General features: G+C 69.8%; 13 protein-coding genes. 4 read left to right on the forward strand and 9 right to left on the reverse strand.

Features of this window, described 5'->3' with window-relative positions:
- Positions 1 to 8: 8 nt before the first annotated feature.
- From DY262_RS14070 to DY262_RS14095, 6 genes are all read right to left on the reverse strand, one after another.
- Positions 9 to 1,106 (reverse strand): DUF1513 domain-containing protein, encoded by a 1,098-nt coding sequence (locus DY262_RS14070; protein ID WP_245980996.1) that lies wholly within the window; start codon positions 1,104 to 1,106, stop codon positions 9 to 11.
- Between the two features lie 76 nt (positions 1,107 to 1,182).
- Positions 1,183 to 2,223 carry an imelysin family protein gene (locus DY262_RS14075; RefSeq protein ID WP_116959682.1) on the reverse strand — a complete coding sequence of 347 codons (1,041 nt, stop codon included), beginning with the start codon at positions 2,221 to 2,223 and terminating at the stop codon, positions 1,183 to 1,185.
- The gene (locus tag DY262_RS14080) at positions 2,223 to 3,683 is read right to left on the reverse strand and encodes a di-heme oxidoreductase family protein (protein ID WP_116959683.1); all 1,461 of its coding nucleotides are present in this window, start codon (positions 3,681 to 3,683) and stop codon (positions 2,223 to 2,225) included. Before DY262_RS14080 ends, DY262_RS14075 begins: the two co-directional genes overlap by 1 nt.
- Positions 3,680 to 4,834 carry an imelysin family protein gene (locus DY262_RS14085; protein WP_116959684.1) on the reverse strand — a complete coding sequence of 385 codons (1,155 nt, stop codon included), beginning with the start codon at positions 4,832 to 4,834 and terminating at the stop codon, positions 3,680 to 3,682. The genes DY262_RS14080 and DY262_RS14085 overlap by 4 nt, the downstream gene beginning before the upstream one ends.
- Positions 4,835 to 4,936: 102 nt before the next feature.
- A complete protein-coding gene (locus DY262_RS14090) occupies positions 4,937 to 5,539 on the reverse strand; it encodes a glutathione S-transferase family protein (protein WP_116959685.1) in 603 nt (200 codons plus the stop codon).
- Entirely contained in the window at positions 5,536 to 6,249 is a 714-nt protein-coding gene (locus tag DY262_RS14095) for a glutathione S-transferase family protein (RefSeq protein WP_116959686.1), read from the reverse strand. The genes DY262_RS14090 and DY262_RS14095 overlap by 4 nt, the downstream gene beginning before the upstream one ends.
- Before the next feature lie 162 nt (positions 6,250 to 6,411).
- Here DY262_RS14095 and DY262_RS14100 point away from each other — a divergent pair, with 162 nt between their 5' ends.
- From DY262_RS14100 to DY262_RS22140, 3 genes are all read left to right on the forward strand, one after another.
- A complete protein-coding gene (locus tag DY262_RS14100; protein ID WP_116959687.1) occupies positions 6,412 to 6,672 on the forward strand; it encodes a hypothetical protein in 261 nt (86 codons plus the stop codon).
- Positions 6,673 to 6,948: 276 nt separating this feature from the next.
- The gene (locus DY262_RS21800; RefSeq protein WP_181936506.1) at positions 6,949 to 7,407 is read left to right on the forward strand and encodes a hypothetical protein; all 459 of its coding nucleotides are present in this window, start codon (positions 6,949 to 6,951) and stop codon (positions 7,405 to 7,407) included.
- Positions 7,322 to 12,382, forward strand: a complete 5,061-nt coding sequence (locus DY262_RS22140; protein ID WP_181936507.1) for a calcium-binding protein — start codon at positions 7,322 to 7,324, stop codon at positions 12,380 to 12,382. The genes DY262_RS21800 and DY262_RS22140 overlap by 86 nt, the downstream gene beginning before the upstream one ends.
- Positions 12,383 to 12,390: 8 nt before the next feature.
- On the opposite strand, the gene DY262_RS14110 is transcribed toward DY262_RS22140, so the two are convergent.
- The 3 genes from DY262_RS14110 to pyrF all read right to left on the reverse strand — a co-directional run bounded on the left by DY262_RS14110 (position 12,391) and on the right by pyrF (position 16,669).
- Positions 12,391 to 13,824, reverse strand: coding sequence for a DUF1501 domain-containing protein (locus tag DY262_RS14110; protein ID WP_116959691.1), 1,434 nt, complete (start codon positions 13,822 to 13,824; stop codon positions 12,391 to 12,393).
- Positions 13,825 to 13,834: 10 nt separating this feature from the next.
- Positions 13,835 to 15,676: a DUF1800 domain-containing protein gene (locus DY262_RS14115; RefSeq protein ID WP_116959693.1), complete on the reverse strand. Its 1,842-nt coding sequence runs from the start codon at positions 15,674 to 15,676 to the stop codon at positions 13,835 to 13,837.
- A 150-nt stretch (positions 15,677 to 15,826) separates the two neighbouring features.
- The gene (gene pyrF, locus DY262_RS14120) at positions 15,827 to 16,669 is read right to left on the reverse strand and encodes an orotidine-5'-phosphate decarboxylase (protein WP_116959695.1); all 843 of its coding nucleotides are present in this window, start codon (positions 16,667 to 16,669) and stop codon (positions 15,827 to 15,829) included.
- A gap of 75 nt (positions 16,670 to 16,744) precedes the next feature.
- Between pyrF and DY262_RS14125 the strand changes: the two genes are divergently transcribed.
- On the forward strand, positions 16,745 to 17,656 hold the full coding sequence (locus tag DY262_RS14125) for a DMT family transporter (RefSeq protein WP_116959697.1): 912 nt from the start codon (positions 16,745 to 16,747) through the stop codon (positions 17,654 to 17,656).
- Positions 17,657 to 17,669 lie beyond the last annotated feature (13 nt).

Below are 17,669 nucleotides of genomic sequence, written 5' to 3' on the forward strand. Positions count from 1 at the left end.
CCGGGCCCTCAGGCGCGCGCGCTCACCCAGTGGTTGTCGAGTTGCAGCGCGGACGACAGGGTCTGGCGCTCGCCGTCGTGCCAGGTGACCGCCGCGCCAGCGGCCCAGGCGTGCCCGGGCCGCGCGGCCAGGGCGCCGGCCGAGGGCAGGTTCACCCGCTCGGCGATGGCACCGCGCGCATCGAGTCCCAGCAGCGCGTTCGCTCGAGTGGCGCTGAGCCAGAAGCCGCCGCCGGCGCGCGCGCAGATGTCGGCGCCATAGCCGCGCGCGTGGGCCATGGGGGGCGCGGCGCGCAGCGCATCGCCGTCCCAGGTGGCCAGCAGGGGGGCGTCGCGGCGCGCGGCCTCGTCGTCGTGTTCGGCCTGCAGGGCGATGCCCACGCGCCGGCCCACCGGGTCCCAGGCGAGGTGGCGCACGCTCAGGCGCGGATCGTCCAGGCGCCACTGGCCCAGCAGTGCGCCCGAGGCCGGGTCGAGCGCCACCAGCGAGGGGTCCATGCGCGACAGGTCGCGGTGGCTGCGGCCGGTCTCGCTTTGCGTGGGGATGCCGCCGTTGGCCACGATCAGCGCGCCGGCCGGGACGCGGCCCAGGGCCTCGGGCAGCACCAGCATTTCGTGCGGGTCCATGCCCTGCGTGGCCCACTCGCCGGTTTTCTCCAGCGTGCGCGGATCGCGCACGCCGATCAGCCCGGCGGCGTCGGCCTGGTTGGTCTCGGTGGTCCACACCGCGCGCCCGTCGCTGGAGGGCAGCACGTGGCCGTTGAGCCGGCGGTCGTCGTTCACCCAATGCCACTGCGCCGCGCCGCTGTCGGGCCGCCAGCGCAGCAGCCAGTCGCCGGGGCGGCGCGCGGCCACCAGCACCGCACCGTCGGCTTCGAGGGCGAGGCCGTGCGCGCGCGTGGGCAGCGACAGCTGCGCCAGGGCCGATACGTGGTCCTCATCCACGCGCAAGACGCCCGCGAAATACCGGCCGCGCTCAGCCCAGCTGGCCATGAGCCGGCTGTGGGGGGCGTCGCCCGCCAGCGCGCGGGTGCCCAGGCCAGCGGCCAGCCAAGCCAGGACACCACGGCGAGTCAGTCCGGTGGCGAGCGAGGCGTCCAGGAACACCGCGGATCCGGCTTCGCCGGTCCGCTGGTGTGGTCCCCGGAAGGGGACGCCGCGCAGCGGCGCAGGGGGGAGCCGTCTAGTCGCCATCGGCACTGGAGAAACCCAGGTTGACTTCGAGGCTGCCCGCGACCTCGGACTGCATCAGCGTGGTCAGCTTCTTGAGCGCGCGCGCCGCCGCGTCCACGCCGGCGGGGGCGCCCGGCTGCACGCCCTGCATCGCGCGGTCGGCCTCGTCCACGGTCGCGCGCCAGCGATCGGCCAGCGCGATGTGTCCGCGCCCGCGCAGGTAGGACTCGATGCTCACCCGGCCCGCGCCGATGGCGGGCGCGCCGCTGTCGGGCTGGCGCGCCAGGGCGCGCAGCTCGGCCCAGCCGGCGGCCCAGGCCGCGCCGGTCTGGCCGCTGGGCAGCCGCGCGAAGGCGGGCGCCGCGCCGCGCGTTTCGGCCTCGCGCAGGGGTTTTTCCATGCCCGTCCAGCGCAGGCGCTCCAGGCCGCCCAGCCATTGGTTGATGAACTCCACGAAGGCCGTGACGGCGGCCTCTTCTTCGGGCGGCGCGGCGGCCAGCGCGTCGAAGGCGGCGCGCAGGGCCTCGGCCTCGCGCTGCACGGCCTGCGCGGCCAGCACGGCGTAGGCGCAGGCGCCGCTGCGCGGCGCGGCGGGCGCGCTCCACAGCAGGTACTCGATGGCGGGCAGGCCCTTGGCGGGCGTGCCCACGCGTTCCATGTCGTCCAGGGACTTGGGCTCGCGCGCCAGCGAGCGCTTGAGCAGTTCGGGACGCAGCGGCTGAAAGTCGATCTCGCGCAGCGAGCGGCGCTCGATCAGCGGGCCCACGGCCACGGCGGCCAGCCGTTCCCAGGCCAGCACGGTCTGCGTCCAGGCCGCGCGCGCCGGCGCCAGCGCGGCCGGGCCGGCGCAGTGGCCTTGCAGCGCCTGCACCAGCGTGGGCGCCTGCTCGGCGAAGGCGCGCGCCAGCGGCGCGGTGTGGTCGCGGTACAGGGCGGCCACCGCGTCGGGCGGGTAGTAGTAGGGCGCGGCGGCCTGCGCCCACAGCGCGCCGGGCGCGCACAGCAGCAGGGTGAGTGCCGCGCCAACCCGCCAGCGGAATCGGGTACGCATCAGAGGCTCTCCACGAATTTCACCAGGGCGCGGCGGTCGGCCTCGCCGAACTTCAGCACCTGCTGCTTGCTGGCCTCGGCCTCGCCGCCGTGCCAGAGGATGGCCTCGAGCACGCCATTGGCGCGGCCGTCGTGCAGCAGGCGGGTGTGACCGTTCACGTCCTTGATCAAGCCGATGCCCCACAGCGGCGGCGTTTTCCACTGGCGGCCGTTGGCCAGGAAGTCGGGCCGGCCATCGGCCAGCGCCTCACCCATGTCGTGCAGCAGCAGGTCGGTGTAGGGGTGGATGGTCTGGCCCTGCAGGGCCCGGCTGGTCAGGCGCGGGAAGGGGCCTTCGGCCGTGGTGTAGGTGGGCCGGTGGCAGACCGCGCACTGCGCCTGCGCGAACAGCCGCTGGCCCCGCAGCACCTGCGGGTCCTGGATGTCGCGGCGCGCGGGCGGCGCCAGCGTGGCCTGGTAGAACACCACCTCGTCCAGGGTCTTGGCGTCGATCTCGGGCTGGCCGTTGCGCGAGCCCTTGGGCGCGGCCAGGCAGTCCTTCTGCCGGGGCGTGCAGGTCTCGTCGGGGAACTGCGCCGAGGTGATGCCGATGTCGCCGTGGAAGGCGCCCGCCGTCTGGTGGGCGATGGTGGCCACGTTGGCCTTCCAGCCGAAGCGGCCGAGCATCTCGCGCTGCGCGAACACGTCCCACACGCGGTTGGGCTGGCCCTTGATGGGGCCGGGCAGCGCGGCCTGGGCCTCGGCGTTGGCCAGCACCTCACTTTCGGGGATGGCTTCGAGCAGGCCCACGCCGATGACCTGCGGCGCGATGCGCGGGCTGATCATGGCGCCCGGGGCGAAGGGGCCGTAGGCGAGGCGGTCGACGATGTACTCGGGCCTTTGCAGCGTGTAGGGCGTGCCGTCGGCGAAGCGGCCCTGGATGGCCTGCCAGCGCAGGCGCACCCGGCCCTCGGGCTTGACGCCCTGGATCGCCGCCGTGTTGAGCTGGTCGCCATAGACCGGGTCGTGCTTCGGGCCGCCGTGCGCGTCGCTGCCGGGCACCGACAGGCGCAGCAGCAGGGCCAGCGGTTCCTGGTCGGAGATGCCGCGCTTCCACGGTGGCGGCTCACCGCGGCCGTCGAACAGGTGGCAGGCGCCGCAGGAGCGCGCCAGGAAGTTCGGGCCCAGGCCGTCGCGCGCCTTGGTGCTCGCGGGGGCCTCGACCCAGTTGCGCTTGAAGAAGGAGTTGCCGATGACGAAGCGCGTGCGCTCCGGGTCGGTGAGGTTGGCGGCGGGGAAGGAGAAGGCGTTCTGCCCCGTGGCCCAGACCGTGGTCGCGCCGCCGGTCTTCTCGCCCAGGGGATCGGGCGCCGCGTCGGTGGGGCCGGCCGGGGCAGGCGCTTGTGCCGCCGCCTGCAGCGCGGCGACCGAGGTGAGCGCCGCCACGCCCAAGGCCGCGGCGGCCCAGGCCGCTCGCTTCACGGTTGCACCAGCGTGAGTTTGGCGATGCCCACGGCGGCGGCGGCGGCCACGATGTCCTTGGACTGCTCGGTCAGGCTCTTGATGGTGGCCTCGATCTTCGGGCGGCCCGCCGAGCCGGCGACGATGGCGCGGTCGAAGGGCGCGGGAATGGCTTCGGCCGACTCCACCGAGGTGCGGATCTGCTTCGTGGTCTTGTCGGCCACGCCGGCGTTCCTGGCATTCACCAGGTCGCGCAGGCTGGGGCCCTGCAGGGTGCTGCCGTCGGCGCGCACGTAGCGGCCCAGCCAGACGTTCTCGATGCCCTTGGCGTTGGCCACGGCGTCGCGGTGTGTGTTGTCGGAGAAGCAGCTGTGCTCGTCTTCCTGGTCCTGGCTGGCCAGGGCCACTTCGAGGCGCTCGCCGGCCAGTTCGCCGCGCGAGAGCGAGCCCATGGCCACGAACATCTTGCGCAGCGACTCGTTGCCGCCCTTCTCGAACTTCGCGCGGTAGTTGTTCTTGGCGCCCGGCGCCCAGGCCTTCACCAGGCCGCCCAGGTCGTCCACCAGCAGGTCGGTGACGGTGTTGAGGTACTGGCGTCGGCGGTCGGCGTTGGGGGCCTTGCCGTCGACAAAGTCCTCGAAGCTGCGGTTGCCCGGGCCGGTCTCGGACAGGTCCTGGCCCCAGAGCATGAACTCGATGGCGTGCCAGCCGGTGGCGATGTTTTCCTCGCCGCCTTTTTCGTTCAGCGCGGCCAGCGCCTTTTTGGTGAGGGGCTGCTTCTTGTTGTTGACGAGGCCGGCGGTCTTCTTGCCGTCCACATAGTCCACGTAGGACTCGTCCATGGGCCAGGCGTTGAGCCGGCCTTCGGGGCCGTTGTCGTTGTCGATGGGGCCGCCATAGAAGCGGAAGGCCTCGGTCTGTCCATAGAACTCGCGCGCCGCCAGCCAGGCCTTGCGGGCCGCGTCCTGGGTGGGCTGCGAGGGCGCGGCGGTGAAGGCCTTGACGGCGGCCTGCAGCGCCTTGGCGGCGCTCAGCGTGTCCTCGTAATTGGCGTGCACCAGGGCCGCGTAGTGCGCGGTCACGCTCGCGGGGCTGGCACCGGTCTGGGCATGCAAAGGGGCGGCCAGGCTCAGGGCGAGCACGGCGGCGGCGGCGAGGGGCTTCAGGCGCATGGCGGTTCTCCAGGACGGAAGGGGGAAACGCCGAATTCTAAATGCAAATAATTCTTATCCTTGACTTAAGCAGGGCTGACGGGGCCGCCGTCTGACCGGGGGCTACCGCGCCGCCACCCGATCCCGCCACGCCGCCAGGGCGGCGAGGCCCTGTTCCCCCGGCTTGAACTTGAGCAGCCGCGCGAATTCGATGGTGCAGAAGGCCGTGATGTCGGCGATGGTGAAGCGCTGCCCCGCCACCCAGGGCTGGCCTTGCAGCAGGCCGTCGAGCCAGCGCAGGGTCTCCATCGCCTTGGCCTGCTGCGACGCACCGAATTCGGGGAACTGCGGCTGCTCCAGCACCGCCAGCCCGGGGTGCTGGTGGCGGATCGCCTGCGCCAGCGGCAGCGTCACGTACCACTCCACGTGCCGGTCGGCCATCTCGATGAAGGCGCGCTCCTCGGCGTCGCGGCCCATCAGGTTGGGCTCGGGCTGCAGGCCCTCGAGGTAGGCGCAGATCGCGCGCGACTCGCTCAGCACGCGGCCGTCGTCGAGTTCGAGCACGGGGATGCGCGCCACCGGGCTGCGCGAGAGCGCGGGGTGCGATTTGTGTTCGTGCGCGTTGATGTCGACCAGCACCTCCTCGATGCCGGTCATGCCCTTCTCGGCGATGAACATCTGCACGCGGCGCGGGTTGGGCGCGCGCTCGGACACGTAGAGCTTCATCGGCGGTCCTCCTTCAGGCTCTGGCCGGTTTCCATCAGCTTGCGCGCGTCTTGCGAGAAGCGGCGCGCCGCTTCGTCGCCATCGCGCGTGAGGTCCACCGTCGACGGCGGCGATTCGATGCCGCGCTGCACCGCCGGGCGCGCGCGGATGGTGTCGCGCCAGCGCTTGAGGTGCGGCAGGTCGTCGATGTCCACGCCGGACCAGCGGTGCGTGCGCACCCAGGCCCAGTTGGCGATGTCGGCGATGGAGTAGTCGCCGGCCAGGTACTCGTGGTCTTTCAGGTGGCCGTCGAGCACGCGGAACAGGCGCTTGGTCTCGCCCTGGTAGCGATCGATCACCGCCGGGATCTTCTCGGGGAAGTAGCGGAAGAACACATTGGCCTGTCCCATCATCGGGCCCACGCCACCCATCTGGAACATCAGCCACTGCAGCACGCGCGAGCGGCCCTGCGCATCGCTTGGCATGAGCCGCCCGGTTTTTTCGGCCAGGTAAATCAGCACCGCGCCCGACTCGAACACCGCGAAGCCACCGGCTTCGTGGTCCACGATGGCCGGGATGCGGCCGTTGGGGTTGATGGCCAGGAACTCGGGACGCTTCTGCTCGCCGGCCGTGAGGTCCAGCACCTTGAGCGTGTAGGGCAGGCCCAGCTCCTCGAGCGCGATCGAGGCCTTGTGGCCATTGGGGGTGGCGGCGGTGTAGAGGTCGATCATGGGCAGATGCTACTGGGCGACCTCGGCTGGACGGCGGCGGCGGGTTGATCCCGAATACGGCGCGAGGGTATGGCGCGCAGCGGGCATGGAATATCGCGGCCGATTGGCAACCGGCCGCAGTTCAGCTGGCCGTTCGCTGGAGGCGATTCAAGGAGGCATTCCATGAACGACGACAACACCCCGCGTCACCCGACTCAGGAAAAACCCGCCACTCGGGAGCCCGCGGACAAGGACCTGTTCTCGGACCAGGACGGCGCCGACATCTTCATCGGCAACAAGGGCCTCGACCGCCTCTTCAGCGGGGCCGACAACGATGGGATCTTCGTTCATCTGAAGCTGATCGACGTACAGGCGAAGACCCAACAGGGCCCTCCCAGCGACGGCGGCGGAGGAGCAGAACCACAAGCCGGACAGCCCGACTGAAGCGCTGATGGGGATGCGTTGTATGGCGAGAGCAGGAGCGACAAACCCTCATTCACGCGCGAAGAGAGGCCTCAAAAAAAAGGTATCCCGCGAGGCGGTCACGGGCGATGCCCCACTGGATGATTTTTAAGGAGGAGCGAAATGAATGAAAAAAGTAAACGACACCGCTTCCGGCGATTGATTTCAACGTGCGCGTTGTTGACAGCAAGCGCCTTGGCGAACGCTGAGGACAGGCAGCCAACGGGGTGGGAGCTGGTTACTACTGAAGGGCAAACCATGCCGGTTCCCAAGGTCTGGCTTGAGGGTGAAGAAGCTCGCATCGCGCACAGCCTCAAGCTGCCTGACGTGGTGCCTAAGCCGCAGCCCTACGATTTCAAGCAGCCCTTCTGGGAGAGGCTTTGGTTCGGGGCGCACCGCAAGGCATCGGTGCGCTATTTCGATCACCTCTGTGCCACCGAGGCAGGGCAGTGGATCGTGCGAACGGTGCCGGATGTGGATGGCTTCTATTTCGCCCGACCGCTGGGCAGTCAGCTGCCGTTGCCCCTGATGACGCAGCGCTGGGGGCCGGAGAACCCGTGGGTGGAGAGAGAGTTGGTGGGCATGCTCGGCGATGAAAAGCACGCCGCATGGAGCTTCGTCTACCCGCCGCGTGTACACCACGGGCATCACCACCACCAGTACCGATACCTCGCGCCTGGGCCAGGGCGACGCTTTGCATGGCGGTGCGGGCGATGACTGGCTCTTTGGCGAAGCCGGGCAAGACCAAATGGACGGCGGCAGCGGCAAAGACGTGCTCTTTGGTGGTACCGACAGCGACTCGCTGGACGGTGGCGATGGCGACGACGTGCTGGTGGGTGACCTCAGCGACAAAGCCACCCCGCTGCATGGCGACGACCGGCTGAGCGGCGGCGCGGGCGATGACCGGCTGCAGGGTGATGGGGGCCATGACCAGCTGTTCGGCGGCGACGGCGATGACGAACTGCAAGGCGACGGCAAGGCCACCCCTGTGTACCTGCACGGTGACGACTTCCTCGACGGCGGTGCGGGGAGCGACACGCTCTGGGGCCACGGCGGCGCCGACCAGCTGCTGGGGGGCACGGGTGACGACGGCTTGTGGGGAGACGACGGCCCCAGCTTTGCCATCGACAAGACCTGGCACGGCCAGGACCTGCTCATGGGCGAGGAGGGCGACGACCTGCTGGTGGGCGGCGGCGCCGCCGATACCTTGTTGGGCGGCGCGGGCGACGACTGGCTCTATGGCGATGACGTCCCCGACGTTCCGGGCCTCTACACCGTCGACGCCAGCGCCCACGGCAACGACTGGCTCGACGGCGGTGCCGGCAACGACCAGCTGGTCGGCGGTGGCGGCCGCGACCAACTGCTGGGCGGTGAAGGCGACGACGTGCTGAAGGGCGGTGATGGCGACGACTTCCTGGACGGTGGCAGTGGCCTGAACCACCTGGCGGGCGGTTCTGGCAATGACACCTATGCCGTTCGGGGCGCCGATCTCGCTCAGCCCGCCCCCGCCACGGATCAGCCCTTTGACGTGCGCACCACCCTCAGCGACAGCCAGGGCAGCAACCTCCTGCGTGTGGATGCGCGGCAAAGCGACATCAGCTTGTTGCCCGGCTTGAACGCCGATGGCAGCACGGGTGTCTGCATGGTGTGGCGCACGGGCATCGACGCGCAGGGGCAGCCGCAGGTGGCGGTGCTGGCCATGGACTCGCTGCGCTCGGCCGCCAGTTTCACGGTCGAGTTTTCCGATGGCCAGCGCGTGGCGTTCTCGCGGTGGGTGGGCGATGCGCTGCAGGCCGAGATCACCGAAGAGAGTCCGCAGGCGGGCGATCTGCTCACGGGCGCCGCCGGCAACGACCACCTGGGCGTCTACGGCGCAGGCTCGCAGGTCATGGGCGGGCGGGGCGACGACACCATCACCCTGGGCGCCGAGGGCAGCGTGGTGCGCTTCGACCGCGGCGACGGGCACGATGTGCTGCAAGGCTGGTACGGCGAGCAGCACATTGCCTTCGGCGCGGGCATAAGGCCCGAAGACCTGAGCGTGCGGCTCACGCCGCAGGGCCGGATCGTGATCGCCATCGCGGATGTGGATGGCGCTGAGAGCGGTGATCGCCTCGAGCTGCCTGTTTCCTCCTGGGGCTTGCCGAGCAATGGTTTCCTGGCCGACGTGGGTTTTGCCGACGGCCGGACGCTGACGTGGCGGGACTTGCTCGCCCAAGGGGTTCGCATCGAGGCCGATCCGAACAGCATCTGGGTGACCGGCACCGATGCCAAGGACCAGTTCTCGGGCGTGCCGGCGAATGCCACGCTGGCGGGTGGCGCGGGCGACGATCAATACCACTTGTCTGCGGGCGAACGCGCCACCGTGCGCGACAGCCAGGGCCTCAACCGCATCGTCTTCAGCGCCGATGCCGCGTCCGATTGGGCGGCTGTGGGCGTGCAACGCGCCGCCCCCACCGCCGATGGCCTGGACTCCAACGACCTGTTGCTGAGCGCCGGTGGAGCCACCATTCGCCTGAGCGATGCGCTCACCCAGGGCGATCGTTTTGAGATCGCGCTGTCGGATGGTCAGGCGCGCCCGCTGGCCGAGCTGGTGCGGGGCCTGGGGTCCATGGGCGTTGAAGACGGATGGGACAACGGCTATCTCATCGGCGGCGATGGAGACGATCTGCTGCGGGGACAAGGCGGCCAGGACACGCTCAGTGGCCAGGGCGGCAGCGACGCCTTGCTGGGCGGCGAAGGCGATGACCTGTACCTCATTGATTTCGACCCTGGGCACGACCAGATCATTGACCTTCAAGGCCGCAACACCGTGCGTTTCGGACCCGGGGTGCCGGCGGACGCGGTTCGGATCGAGCGCGTGGGCGACGGCACCGACCTGCGCCTGTCGCTCGACGACGAGTGCAGCGTCACCGTGCGCCGCGCGCTCGAAGGGGCCGTGGTTCGTTATGAATTTGATGACGGCAGCGCCTGGACCCTGGACAACCTGATCGGGCGCCTGGGCCTGTCCCACGGCCTGAGCCTGGTGGGCACGTCCGGTAGTGACGAGTTGGTGGGGACCGTGCTGGGTGACTTCATCAGCGCCGGACCGGGCGACGACAGCCTGTCGGGTGGCCCAGGTGACGACGAGCTGCGTGGCGGCGCAGGCGACGACCGCTACCGGTTCCAGCTCGGCGACGGCGTGGACCGCCTCATTGACCCCGAGGGCGCGAGCGAGCTTCATTTTGGCCCGGGCATCACGCCTGAGCAGCTCTCGGCCGCGCACGAAACCCTTGATGGCACCCGCTGCGTTCGCCTGCGCTACAGCGCCGACGACAACCTGCTGATCCGCGACGACATGCCCTTGGACGGTTTGCGTTTTTTCTTTGACAACGGAGAGGTCCGGCAGGCCCATGCTTTGTATGCGGAAATCTTGATGAGCGATGGCGCACCGCTCGTGGGCAGTGCGGGGGATGACGTCCTTGTCGGTTACGCCTCGGCCGATGTGCTGCAAGGCTTGGATGGCATGGACACGCTGCAAGGTGGCGCCGGCAACGACCGCCTCGATGGTGGCGCGGGCTCCGACCATCTCTACGGCGGGCATGGGCAAGACAGCTATGTTCTGCGCGCTGGCGACGGCCTGGACCGCCTGGCCGAGGCCCCGGGCCAGTCCTCGCGCCTGCTGCTCGATGGCATCGCGCCAGAGGCGCTGAACTTCGGGCGCATCGGCAACGACCTGCTGGTGCGGCACGGGGGTTCCAACGCCGCCGCTTTCATCCAGGACGCCTATGGGGCGAACACCCGTTGGACATTGGTGGACGCGCAAGGCCGGGAGCAAGACCTGTTGGTCCTGGCTTCCCAGGCCATTGCCGAGCAAACCCCTGCACAAAGCCAAGCGGCCTTCGCAGCGGCGGCGGACGCCCAGGCCGGGCCGATGACCTCGGCTCGGATGTACCTGGGAGACGGCGGCTGGGGTTGGCTGGGAGGCTTGCACCGTACCGATGAAGCGGGCACTTTCACAGAGGATGCCGGCACCTTCGATGAGCGCGTCTACCGATGGGAGAAAACCACGCAGCACACCGCGAGCGACGAGGCTGACGTGGTGCTGGGCGGCGAACGGGATGGGTCATCCTTCAAGAGCGAACTGCTCGCCACGGTCGAACGGACTGAGACGGTGTGGGGCCAGCGCTTCGTTGGCTACAAAACCGTCACCACGGGCTCGCCGGATCGCTTCATGTCCTTCGACGACTACATGGTGGGTGCCGACGGGGTGTTTGCGACCAATCGCGTCTCGCTCGTGCCGGACAAAACGAACGGCATGGGCGTTGGCCACTTGTCTGTGTGGCTCCACGGCGACCTGCGCACCGAGTCCATCCCAGTCTACGAATCCGGCTGGGTGACGGAGAACCGCGTCGACTACTATTACCGAGCAACTTATGTCAACGTTCGCACGGTGGTCGAGCACCAGGGCGGTGACGGCGCCAACCACATCGGCCTGCAGGGGTCGGCCACCACGCTGGTGAGCGCGGGCGGTGGCGACGACGTGGTCGAGTCGCAGAACGCCACGCAGGAAACGCCTGGGTATAAGGACACCGGATCGCCCGACTGGATCGACGGCGGTTCCGGCGACGACCTCATCCGCGCGGGCGCTGGCGACGATGAACTGCGTGGTGGCCTGGGCAATGACACCCTCGTCGGCGGCGCCGGTGCCGATGTCTACGTGGTCGACGCCATGGACGACGGCTGGGACGTGATCGACGAGCGCGCCGTGCCCTCCGTGCATGTCACCGTCGCCACCTGGATGTACCCGCGCGCGGACTCGTCATCGCAATGGCGACTGGATCCGGCCGTGGAAGCTGAGTTGCGCTCGCTGGCCGGAAAACTTGACGAGGAGCAGGAGCTGCAATTGCAGGACGGGTCGCACTTCGAGTTCGACATGCCTGCAACGGCCGACAAGCTCAATGCGCTGATGCGTTTGGACCAACGCCCATTGAGGTTCGATGCCAGTTCCTATTCCGCGATCGACTCCCCGGACCTGGACGGGCTGATTGCCCGCGTCAGCGGGCGGCCCTTGGTGTCCTACTCCAATCCGTATTGGAGCAGCGACGCTCCGCACCCACCCAACTGGGGCAGCGAGGCTCCCCGCCCGCCAATCCACTTCGACGATCAGTCCTTGCGCTCCCTCGACGCCGACACCGTGCGCCTGGGCCCAGGCATCGACCCTGGCGCGCTGCAAGCGAGCTGGTCCACGGTGGACACCGAAGAAGGCCCCTGCCGTGCGCTCACATTGAGTTGGGGCGGCCCGGGCGGCGTGCACGTGCTCATGCCGGAGGACGGCGCTATTCCCGGAGCCGGCATCGAATGCTTCGAATTCGCCGATGGCACGGTGTGGTCGATGGAGCAGATGGTGGCGCTGGTGTCGAGCGCGCCCAAACCCGTGGTGGCTGCCGTGAGCGAGTGGCCCGCCCTGGCGTCAGGGAACGATCGCTGGCGGGATATCTGGGCTCTGGGCGACAACGGTGCCAGCAATCCGTTGTCGCAAGGCGTCTTCTCAGGAGCGGAGCTCAGCCCGGCGCAGGCGACCTTCGAAGCCCAGTTCAACAACCTCATCCACGCCATGGCGGCCTTCGCACCACCGCCGATGGCCAGCTTCACGCCGTCCAGCGACACCCAGGCCAGCGCCTTCGTGCCGGTGCTGGCGGCCAACCCGTTCTGAGCCCGCCCTCAGGCCATGAACCCCAGATTGCCCGGGTAGTCCACGCTGTTGAAGTTGCCGATGTAGGGCAGCACCTGGCCCAGTTCGCCGCCGCTCACGCCGAACCACTGCGCCAGCGTGGCCGCGTACTGGCTCACCGAGGTGCTGGGCAGCAGCCGGCCCTGGCCCACGTGCCACTGGTCGAAGCTGTCGCTGGTGCTGTTGGTCACGCTCACGGGCGGGGCCTTGCCGTAGAAGGCGCGGCCGCGCACGGCGCCGCCCACCATGAGGTGGTGCGAGCCCCAGCCGTGGTCGGAGCCGTCGCCGTTGGAGGTGAGCGTGCGGCCGAAGTCCGAGGCGGTGAAAGCGGTCACCTTGTCGGCCACGCCGAGCTGCACGGTGGCGTCGTAGAAGGCGGTGAGCGCGCCGCTCAGGCGCTCCATCAGGCCGGCCTGGCCGTTGAGCAGGTTGTCGTGCAGGTCGAAGCCGCCGAGCGAGACGAAGAACACCTGGCGCCGGCTGCCGAGCTGGTTGCGCGCGGCGATCAGCCGCGCGACCAGGCGCAGCTGGCTGGCCAGGCCGTTGTTTGCCGGGAAACCGCTGAAGGGCGCGGTGTTGGCGGGAAAGGCGTTGAGCGCGCTGGTGATGGCGCCTTCGGTGCCATAGGCGCGCGCGGTGACCAGGTTGTATTCGTTCTCCAGCGCGTGCGCGCGGGTCTGCATCGCGATGTCGACCAGCGCCGAGCGCACCGCCGGCGAACCGTAGACGTTGCCGTTGAGGCAGTTGATGCGGACCGCCCCGCCGCTGCCCACCTGGTAGCTCAGCGCCTCGTCGCCCGAGAGGAACACGGTGTTGCCGGCCACCGAGACGCAGGTGAGCACGCTGTTGGTGTTGCTCGATCGTGCCAGGTCGCCCACCTGGCCGCCCCAGCCCGTGGTGCTGCCTTCGGCGGCCGAACTCATCCACACCGATTGCTGGTCGTTGTGCGAGAACAGCTTGGGCGGGCGCGGGAAGGACGCGCTGTTGCTGTTGTACTGCTGCCGCGTGAGCGGCACCACCAGGGGCCCGACGTTGAGCTGCACGGCGGCCGCGCCGGTGTTGAAGAGGTTGGCCAGGCCCGTCATGGCCGGGTGCAGGGCGTACTGTTTGCCGTCGGGCAGCGGCACGGCGGGGTTGAGCACGGTGGCCGCCAGGTCGGCGCGCGGGATGGCGATGCCGCCGCGGATGGCGGCGTACTGGGCGTGGCTGGTGGCGTCGTAGTTGATGACGGTGTTGGCGTAGTCGTTGCCGCCAAACAGGAAGACGCAGACCAGGGCCTTGTAGTCGGTGGCGTCGAAGGCCGCGGCCTCGCCGATGGCGGCGAGGTTCATCACCGTGGGCAGGGCGGTGCCGGTGAAGGCGAGCTGACCGGCGCGGCGCAGGAAGGCGCGGCGGGTGTGTCGGGCGGGGGCGATGAAATGCATGGCGCGCTCCTCACTTCTGGATCAGGTACTCGGGGCAGGCCATCACCATGAGCACGGCGGCCCAGACCCGCCGGTTCCTGGCGTCGGCGCTGCTGGCGGCCGTGACGGTGGTGGCGTTGAGCGCGTTGACCATGAGCGTGCGCGTGGCGGGTGAGATCTGCCCCGCCGCCAGCATCAGGTTCAGGTGGTCCACCAGCGCGGCGGCGTTGGTCACCAGCGCGAGTTCGCGCGCGTAGTTGGCCTTCACGTCGTAGGCGTAGTTGTTCCACGCGGCATAGGGAACGCCCGGGTTGGGGCAGTTGATGCCGCGCTCGATCACGCCCTGCATGAAGTTGAGGTAGCCGCCCACGCTGGACTCGTTGACGAGCTGGAACTCCGGCGCCGTGGCATTGCGGGCCGCCAGGGCGGTGTTGGGCGGCACGTAGCCGGGGCGGAAGAAATTGAAGACCGAGGGCGAGCGCAGCGGGCTCTGACCGAGCTGGGTGCCGGCGTCGGCCAGGTCGAAGACCTTCCAGCTGCCCGCCGCCGACGTGACGTCGAAGCTGCGCGCCCACTGAATGAAGCGGACCATGGGCTCGCGCAGCTTGCCGTGGGTGCTGCTGGACAGCGAGAGGCCGCCGCGCGCCTCGGGGTCGAGCAGGATGGCGACCATCACCGCCTGCAGGTCGCCGCGCTGGCCCTTGCCGTTGTTGTTGAACTTGCTCGCCACGCGCGCCACGTAGGCCGGGCTGGGGTCGCTGGTCACCAGGCGCTGGATCATCTGGCGCGCGAAGAAGGGCCCGGTGTTGGGGTGGTTGAACAGCGTGTCCAGGGCGATGCGCAGCGCCGCGCGCCCGGGCGTGCCGGCCGGCACCGTGGCGCCCAGGAAGCGCGCCTCCAGCGTGGAGTGGCGGCTCTCGCGCAGGCTCATGGGCTTGCGCGCGAAGGCGCTGGATTCGATGGTGTAGTTCTGCCCGACCGGCGTGTGTCGCACGCCGTCGGAGGTGTCGAAGTCCCAGCCGGTGAAGACGCGCGCGAGGTGGGTCACGTCGTCCTGGGTGTAGCTCTCGATGGGGCGTCCCCCGCTCATCTTGGGCGTGCCATCGAGGTTGAGTTCGAGCAGGCCGATGGTGAAGAGCTGCATCACCTCGCGCGCGTAGTTTTCGTCGGGCACGCGGCCGGTGGAGGGGTTCTCCTTCTGGTTGCCCTTGGTGTTGAGGAAGTAGCCCATGGCCGGGTGCAGCGTCACGTCCTCGAGCAACTGGCGGAAGTTGCCGAAGGCGTTGCGCATGAGCATGTCCCACCACGAGGCGTAGGCGTGGCTGCGCCAGGTGAACTCGGCCGTGGTCAGCGAGCTGACAAAGATCTCGGACAGCGCGAGCGCGACGCGCTTGCGCATGGCCTCGCCGCCCGACAGCAGCTGGCTCCAGAGCATGAAGTCGGCCGGGTACTGGTTGAAGAAGTAGTTGTTGCTGTCGATGGCGCCATAGCCGCGCGCCTGCAGCCAGTCCCAGCCGCTCTGGCCTCGGGGCTGCTGGAACTGGCGCGCCAGCCACAGGGCGTAGCCTTCGCTGCGCAGTGCCGCGATCTCCTGCGGCGTGGAGGAGAACTGCGCCTGCTGCAGGAAGCGCGCCGCCTCGGCGTCGTTGTTCGCGGCGAGGTAGGTGTAGCCGTCGAGGGAAAAGTCCACCACGGGCACGAAGGGCGGTTCGGCCGATCCGCCGTCGCTGCCACCGCCGCCCCCCCCGCAGGCGGCCAGCGCCGCCGTGGCCGCTGCCGCGGCACCGGCGATCGCTGCGCGGGTGCGCGCCGCCGGGTCTTCGTGCTCGATCAGCGCATCGCTGGGCAGATCGTCCTGTTCGATCGTCGCCATGGCCACCCTCCATCTGGATGGGGCGCGAGTCTAGGCAGGCGACCGCGGGCGCCGATGGCGCGTTGCGCTTGGTTACAGGGGGGTGTCGTGGCGTCGCCGCATCCGCTGAGCGGCTTACCGTATGGGGGTATTTGTCAAGCCGCCGGTCGTTCAGCCGATGCGCGCCGCGTGCAATTGATCACGCGTTTTGAGGGCCGCCTGGCGCGCCGCGGCGGCGAAGTCGTCGCCCGCCGAGGCATAGAGGATGGCGCGCGAGGAGTTCACGACGATGGGGCCGGTGATGGCATCGCCCTGCAGGCGCAGGCCCGCGCGCACGGTGGCCGTGGCGTCGCCGCCCTGAGCGCCCACGCCGGGGATGAGCAAGGGCAGCGTGGGGGCGAGTTCGCGCACGCGCGCGATCTCGGCCGGGTAGGTGGCGCCCACCACCAGGCCGAGCTGGCCATTGAGGTTCCAGGGCCCCTGCGCGAGGCGCGCCACGTGCTCGTACAGCAGGGGTTGGCCGGCGACGGAGGACAGGCGCTGCGCCTGCAGGTCGTCGCCCCCGGGGTTGGAGGTGCGGCACAGCAGGAAGGCGCCCTTGCCGTGGCGGCGCAGGTAGGGCTCCACCGAGTCGAAGCCCATGAAGGGCGAGAGCGTGACGGCGTCGGCGCCGAAGCGCTCGAAGGCCTCGATGGCGTACTGCTCGGCGGTGGCGCCGATGTCGCCGCGCTTGGCGTCGAGGATCACGGGCACGCCGGGCGCGGCGCGGCGCATGTGCGCGACCAGGCGCTCGAGCTGGTCTTCGGCGCGGTGCGCGGCGAAGTAGGCGATCTGCGGCTTGAAGGCGCAGACCAGGTCGGCGGTGGCATCGACGATGGCGGCGCAGAAGTCGTGAATGCGCGAGGCGTCGTTCTTCAGGTGCGCGGGGAACTTGGCGGGGTCCGGGTCCAGGCCCACGCACAGCAGGCTCGCGTTGTCGCGGGTGGCGGCCTGCAGCTGGTCGATGAAGGTCATGGGCCGGGATTTTAGGTGGGGGCATCGGCCGCCCGCCCGGTGGACGGGATTTGGAACAACCGTACGATCGGCAGCATGCACTCGATATCGCGCCGGCAACTGGTTCTGCTCGTCCTCCTCACCCTGGTGTGGGGCATCAACTGGCCGATCATGAAGATCGGCATCGCGGGTTATCAGCCGCTCACCTTCCGCGCCCTGAGCATGTGGATCGGTCTGCCGGTGCTGGCCGGCGTGCTGTGGTGGCGCGGGGCGCCGTTCCGGATGGCGCGCGAGCACTGGGGCCAGTTGGCGTGGCTCACGGTGATCAACATGCTGTTCTGGCACACGCTGGCGGTGCTGGCGATCCAGTCGCTGTCCAGCGGGCGCGCGGCCATCCTGGGCTACACCATGCCGGTGTTCTCGGCCATCGTGGGCGCGCTGTGGTTCGGCCAGCGCCTGCCGATGCGCGCCTGGGGCGGCGTGGCAGCGGCTGCCCTGGGCGTGCTGCTGCTGCTGTGGCACGAGTTCGTGCGCCTGTCGGGCGCGCCGCTGGCCGTGGGCATGATGCTGCTGGCCGCGGCGATGTGGGCCTGGGGCACGCAGCAGATGCGGCGCACCACGCTGCCCTACGACACGCTGACGATCTCGTTCTGGATGATCGCGCTGACCACGGTCTGGATGAGCGCCCTGTCCTGGCTGTTCGAGCGCGAGGCCTGGGGCGTGATGCCGGGCCCGGTGGTGTGGGGGGCCATCGTCTACAACGCGCTGGGCGTGTTCGCCTTCGCGCAGGTGGCCTGGCTGGTGCTGGCGCGCGACCTGCCGCCGATCGCGTCCACGCTGAGCGTGATGATGATCCCGGTGTTGGGCGTGTTCAGCGGTGCCTGGCTGCTGGGCGAGGTGCTGCACTGGCAGGACTGGGTGGCGGTGGCGCTGATCATGCTGGCGATCGCGGCCGTGCTGTGGCCGGCGAGGCCGGCCGCGCCGGGCGCCGAGCCGCCGGGGGCCTAGAGCCCCCGTCAGA

The sequence above is a fragment of the Hydrogenophaga borbori genome, from assembly GCF_003417535.1.
GTDB lineage: Bacteria > Pseudomonadota > Gammaproteobacteria > Burkholderiales > Burkholderiaceae_C > Hydrogenophaga > Hydrogenophaga borbori.

What these genes read in the sequence shown, in the direction of transcription:
- DY262_RS14110 (WP_116959691.1), bottom strand. Translation starts at nt 13,824, where the DNA reads ATGCATTTCATCGCCCCCGCCCGACACACCCGCCGCGCCTTCCTGCGC.
- DY262_RS14115 (WP_116959693.1), bottom strand. Translation starts at nt 15,676, where the DNA reads ATGGCGACGATCGAACAGGACGATCTGCCCAGCGATGCGCTGATCGAG.
- pyrF (WP_116959695.1), bottom strand. Translation starts at nt 16,669, where the DNA reads ATGACCTTCATCGACCAGCTGCAGGCCGCCACCCGCGACAACGCGAGC.
- DY262_RS21800 (WP_181936506.1), top strand. Translation starts at nt 6,949, where the DNA reads ATGCCGGTTCCCAAGGTCTGGCTTGAGGGTGAAGAAGCTCGCATCGCG.
- DY262_RS14085 (WP_116959684.1), bottom strand. Translation starts at nt 4,834, where the DNA reads ATGCGCCTGAAGCCCCTCGCCGCCGCCGCCGTGCTCGCCCTGAGCCTG.
- DY262_RS14125 (WP_116959697.1), top strand. Translation starts at nt 16,745, where the DNA reads ATGCACTCGATATCGCGCCGGCAACTGGTTCTGCTCGTCCTCCTCACC.
- DY262_RS14090 (WP_116959685.1), bottom strand. Translation starts at nt 5,539, where the DNA reads ATGAAGCTCTACGTGTCCGAGCGCGCGCCCAACCCGCGCCGCGTGCAG.
- DY262_RS14075 (WP_116959682.1), bottom strand. Translation starts at nt 2,223, where the DNA reads ATGCGTACCCGATTCCGCTGGCGGGTTGGCGCGGCACTCACCCTGCTG.
- DY262_RS14100 (WP_116959687.1), top strand. Translation starts at nt 6,412, where the DNA reads ATGAACGACGACAACACCCCGCGTCACCCGACTCAGGAAAAACCCGCC.
- DY262_RS14095 (WP_116959686.1), bottom strand. Translation starts at nt 6,249, where the DNA reads ATGATCGACCTCTACACCGCCGCCACCCCCAATGGCCACAAGGCCTCG.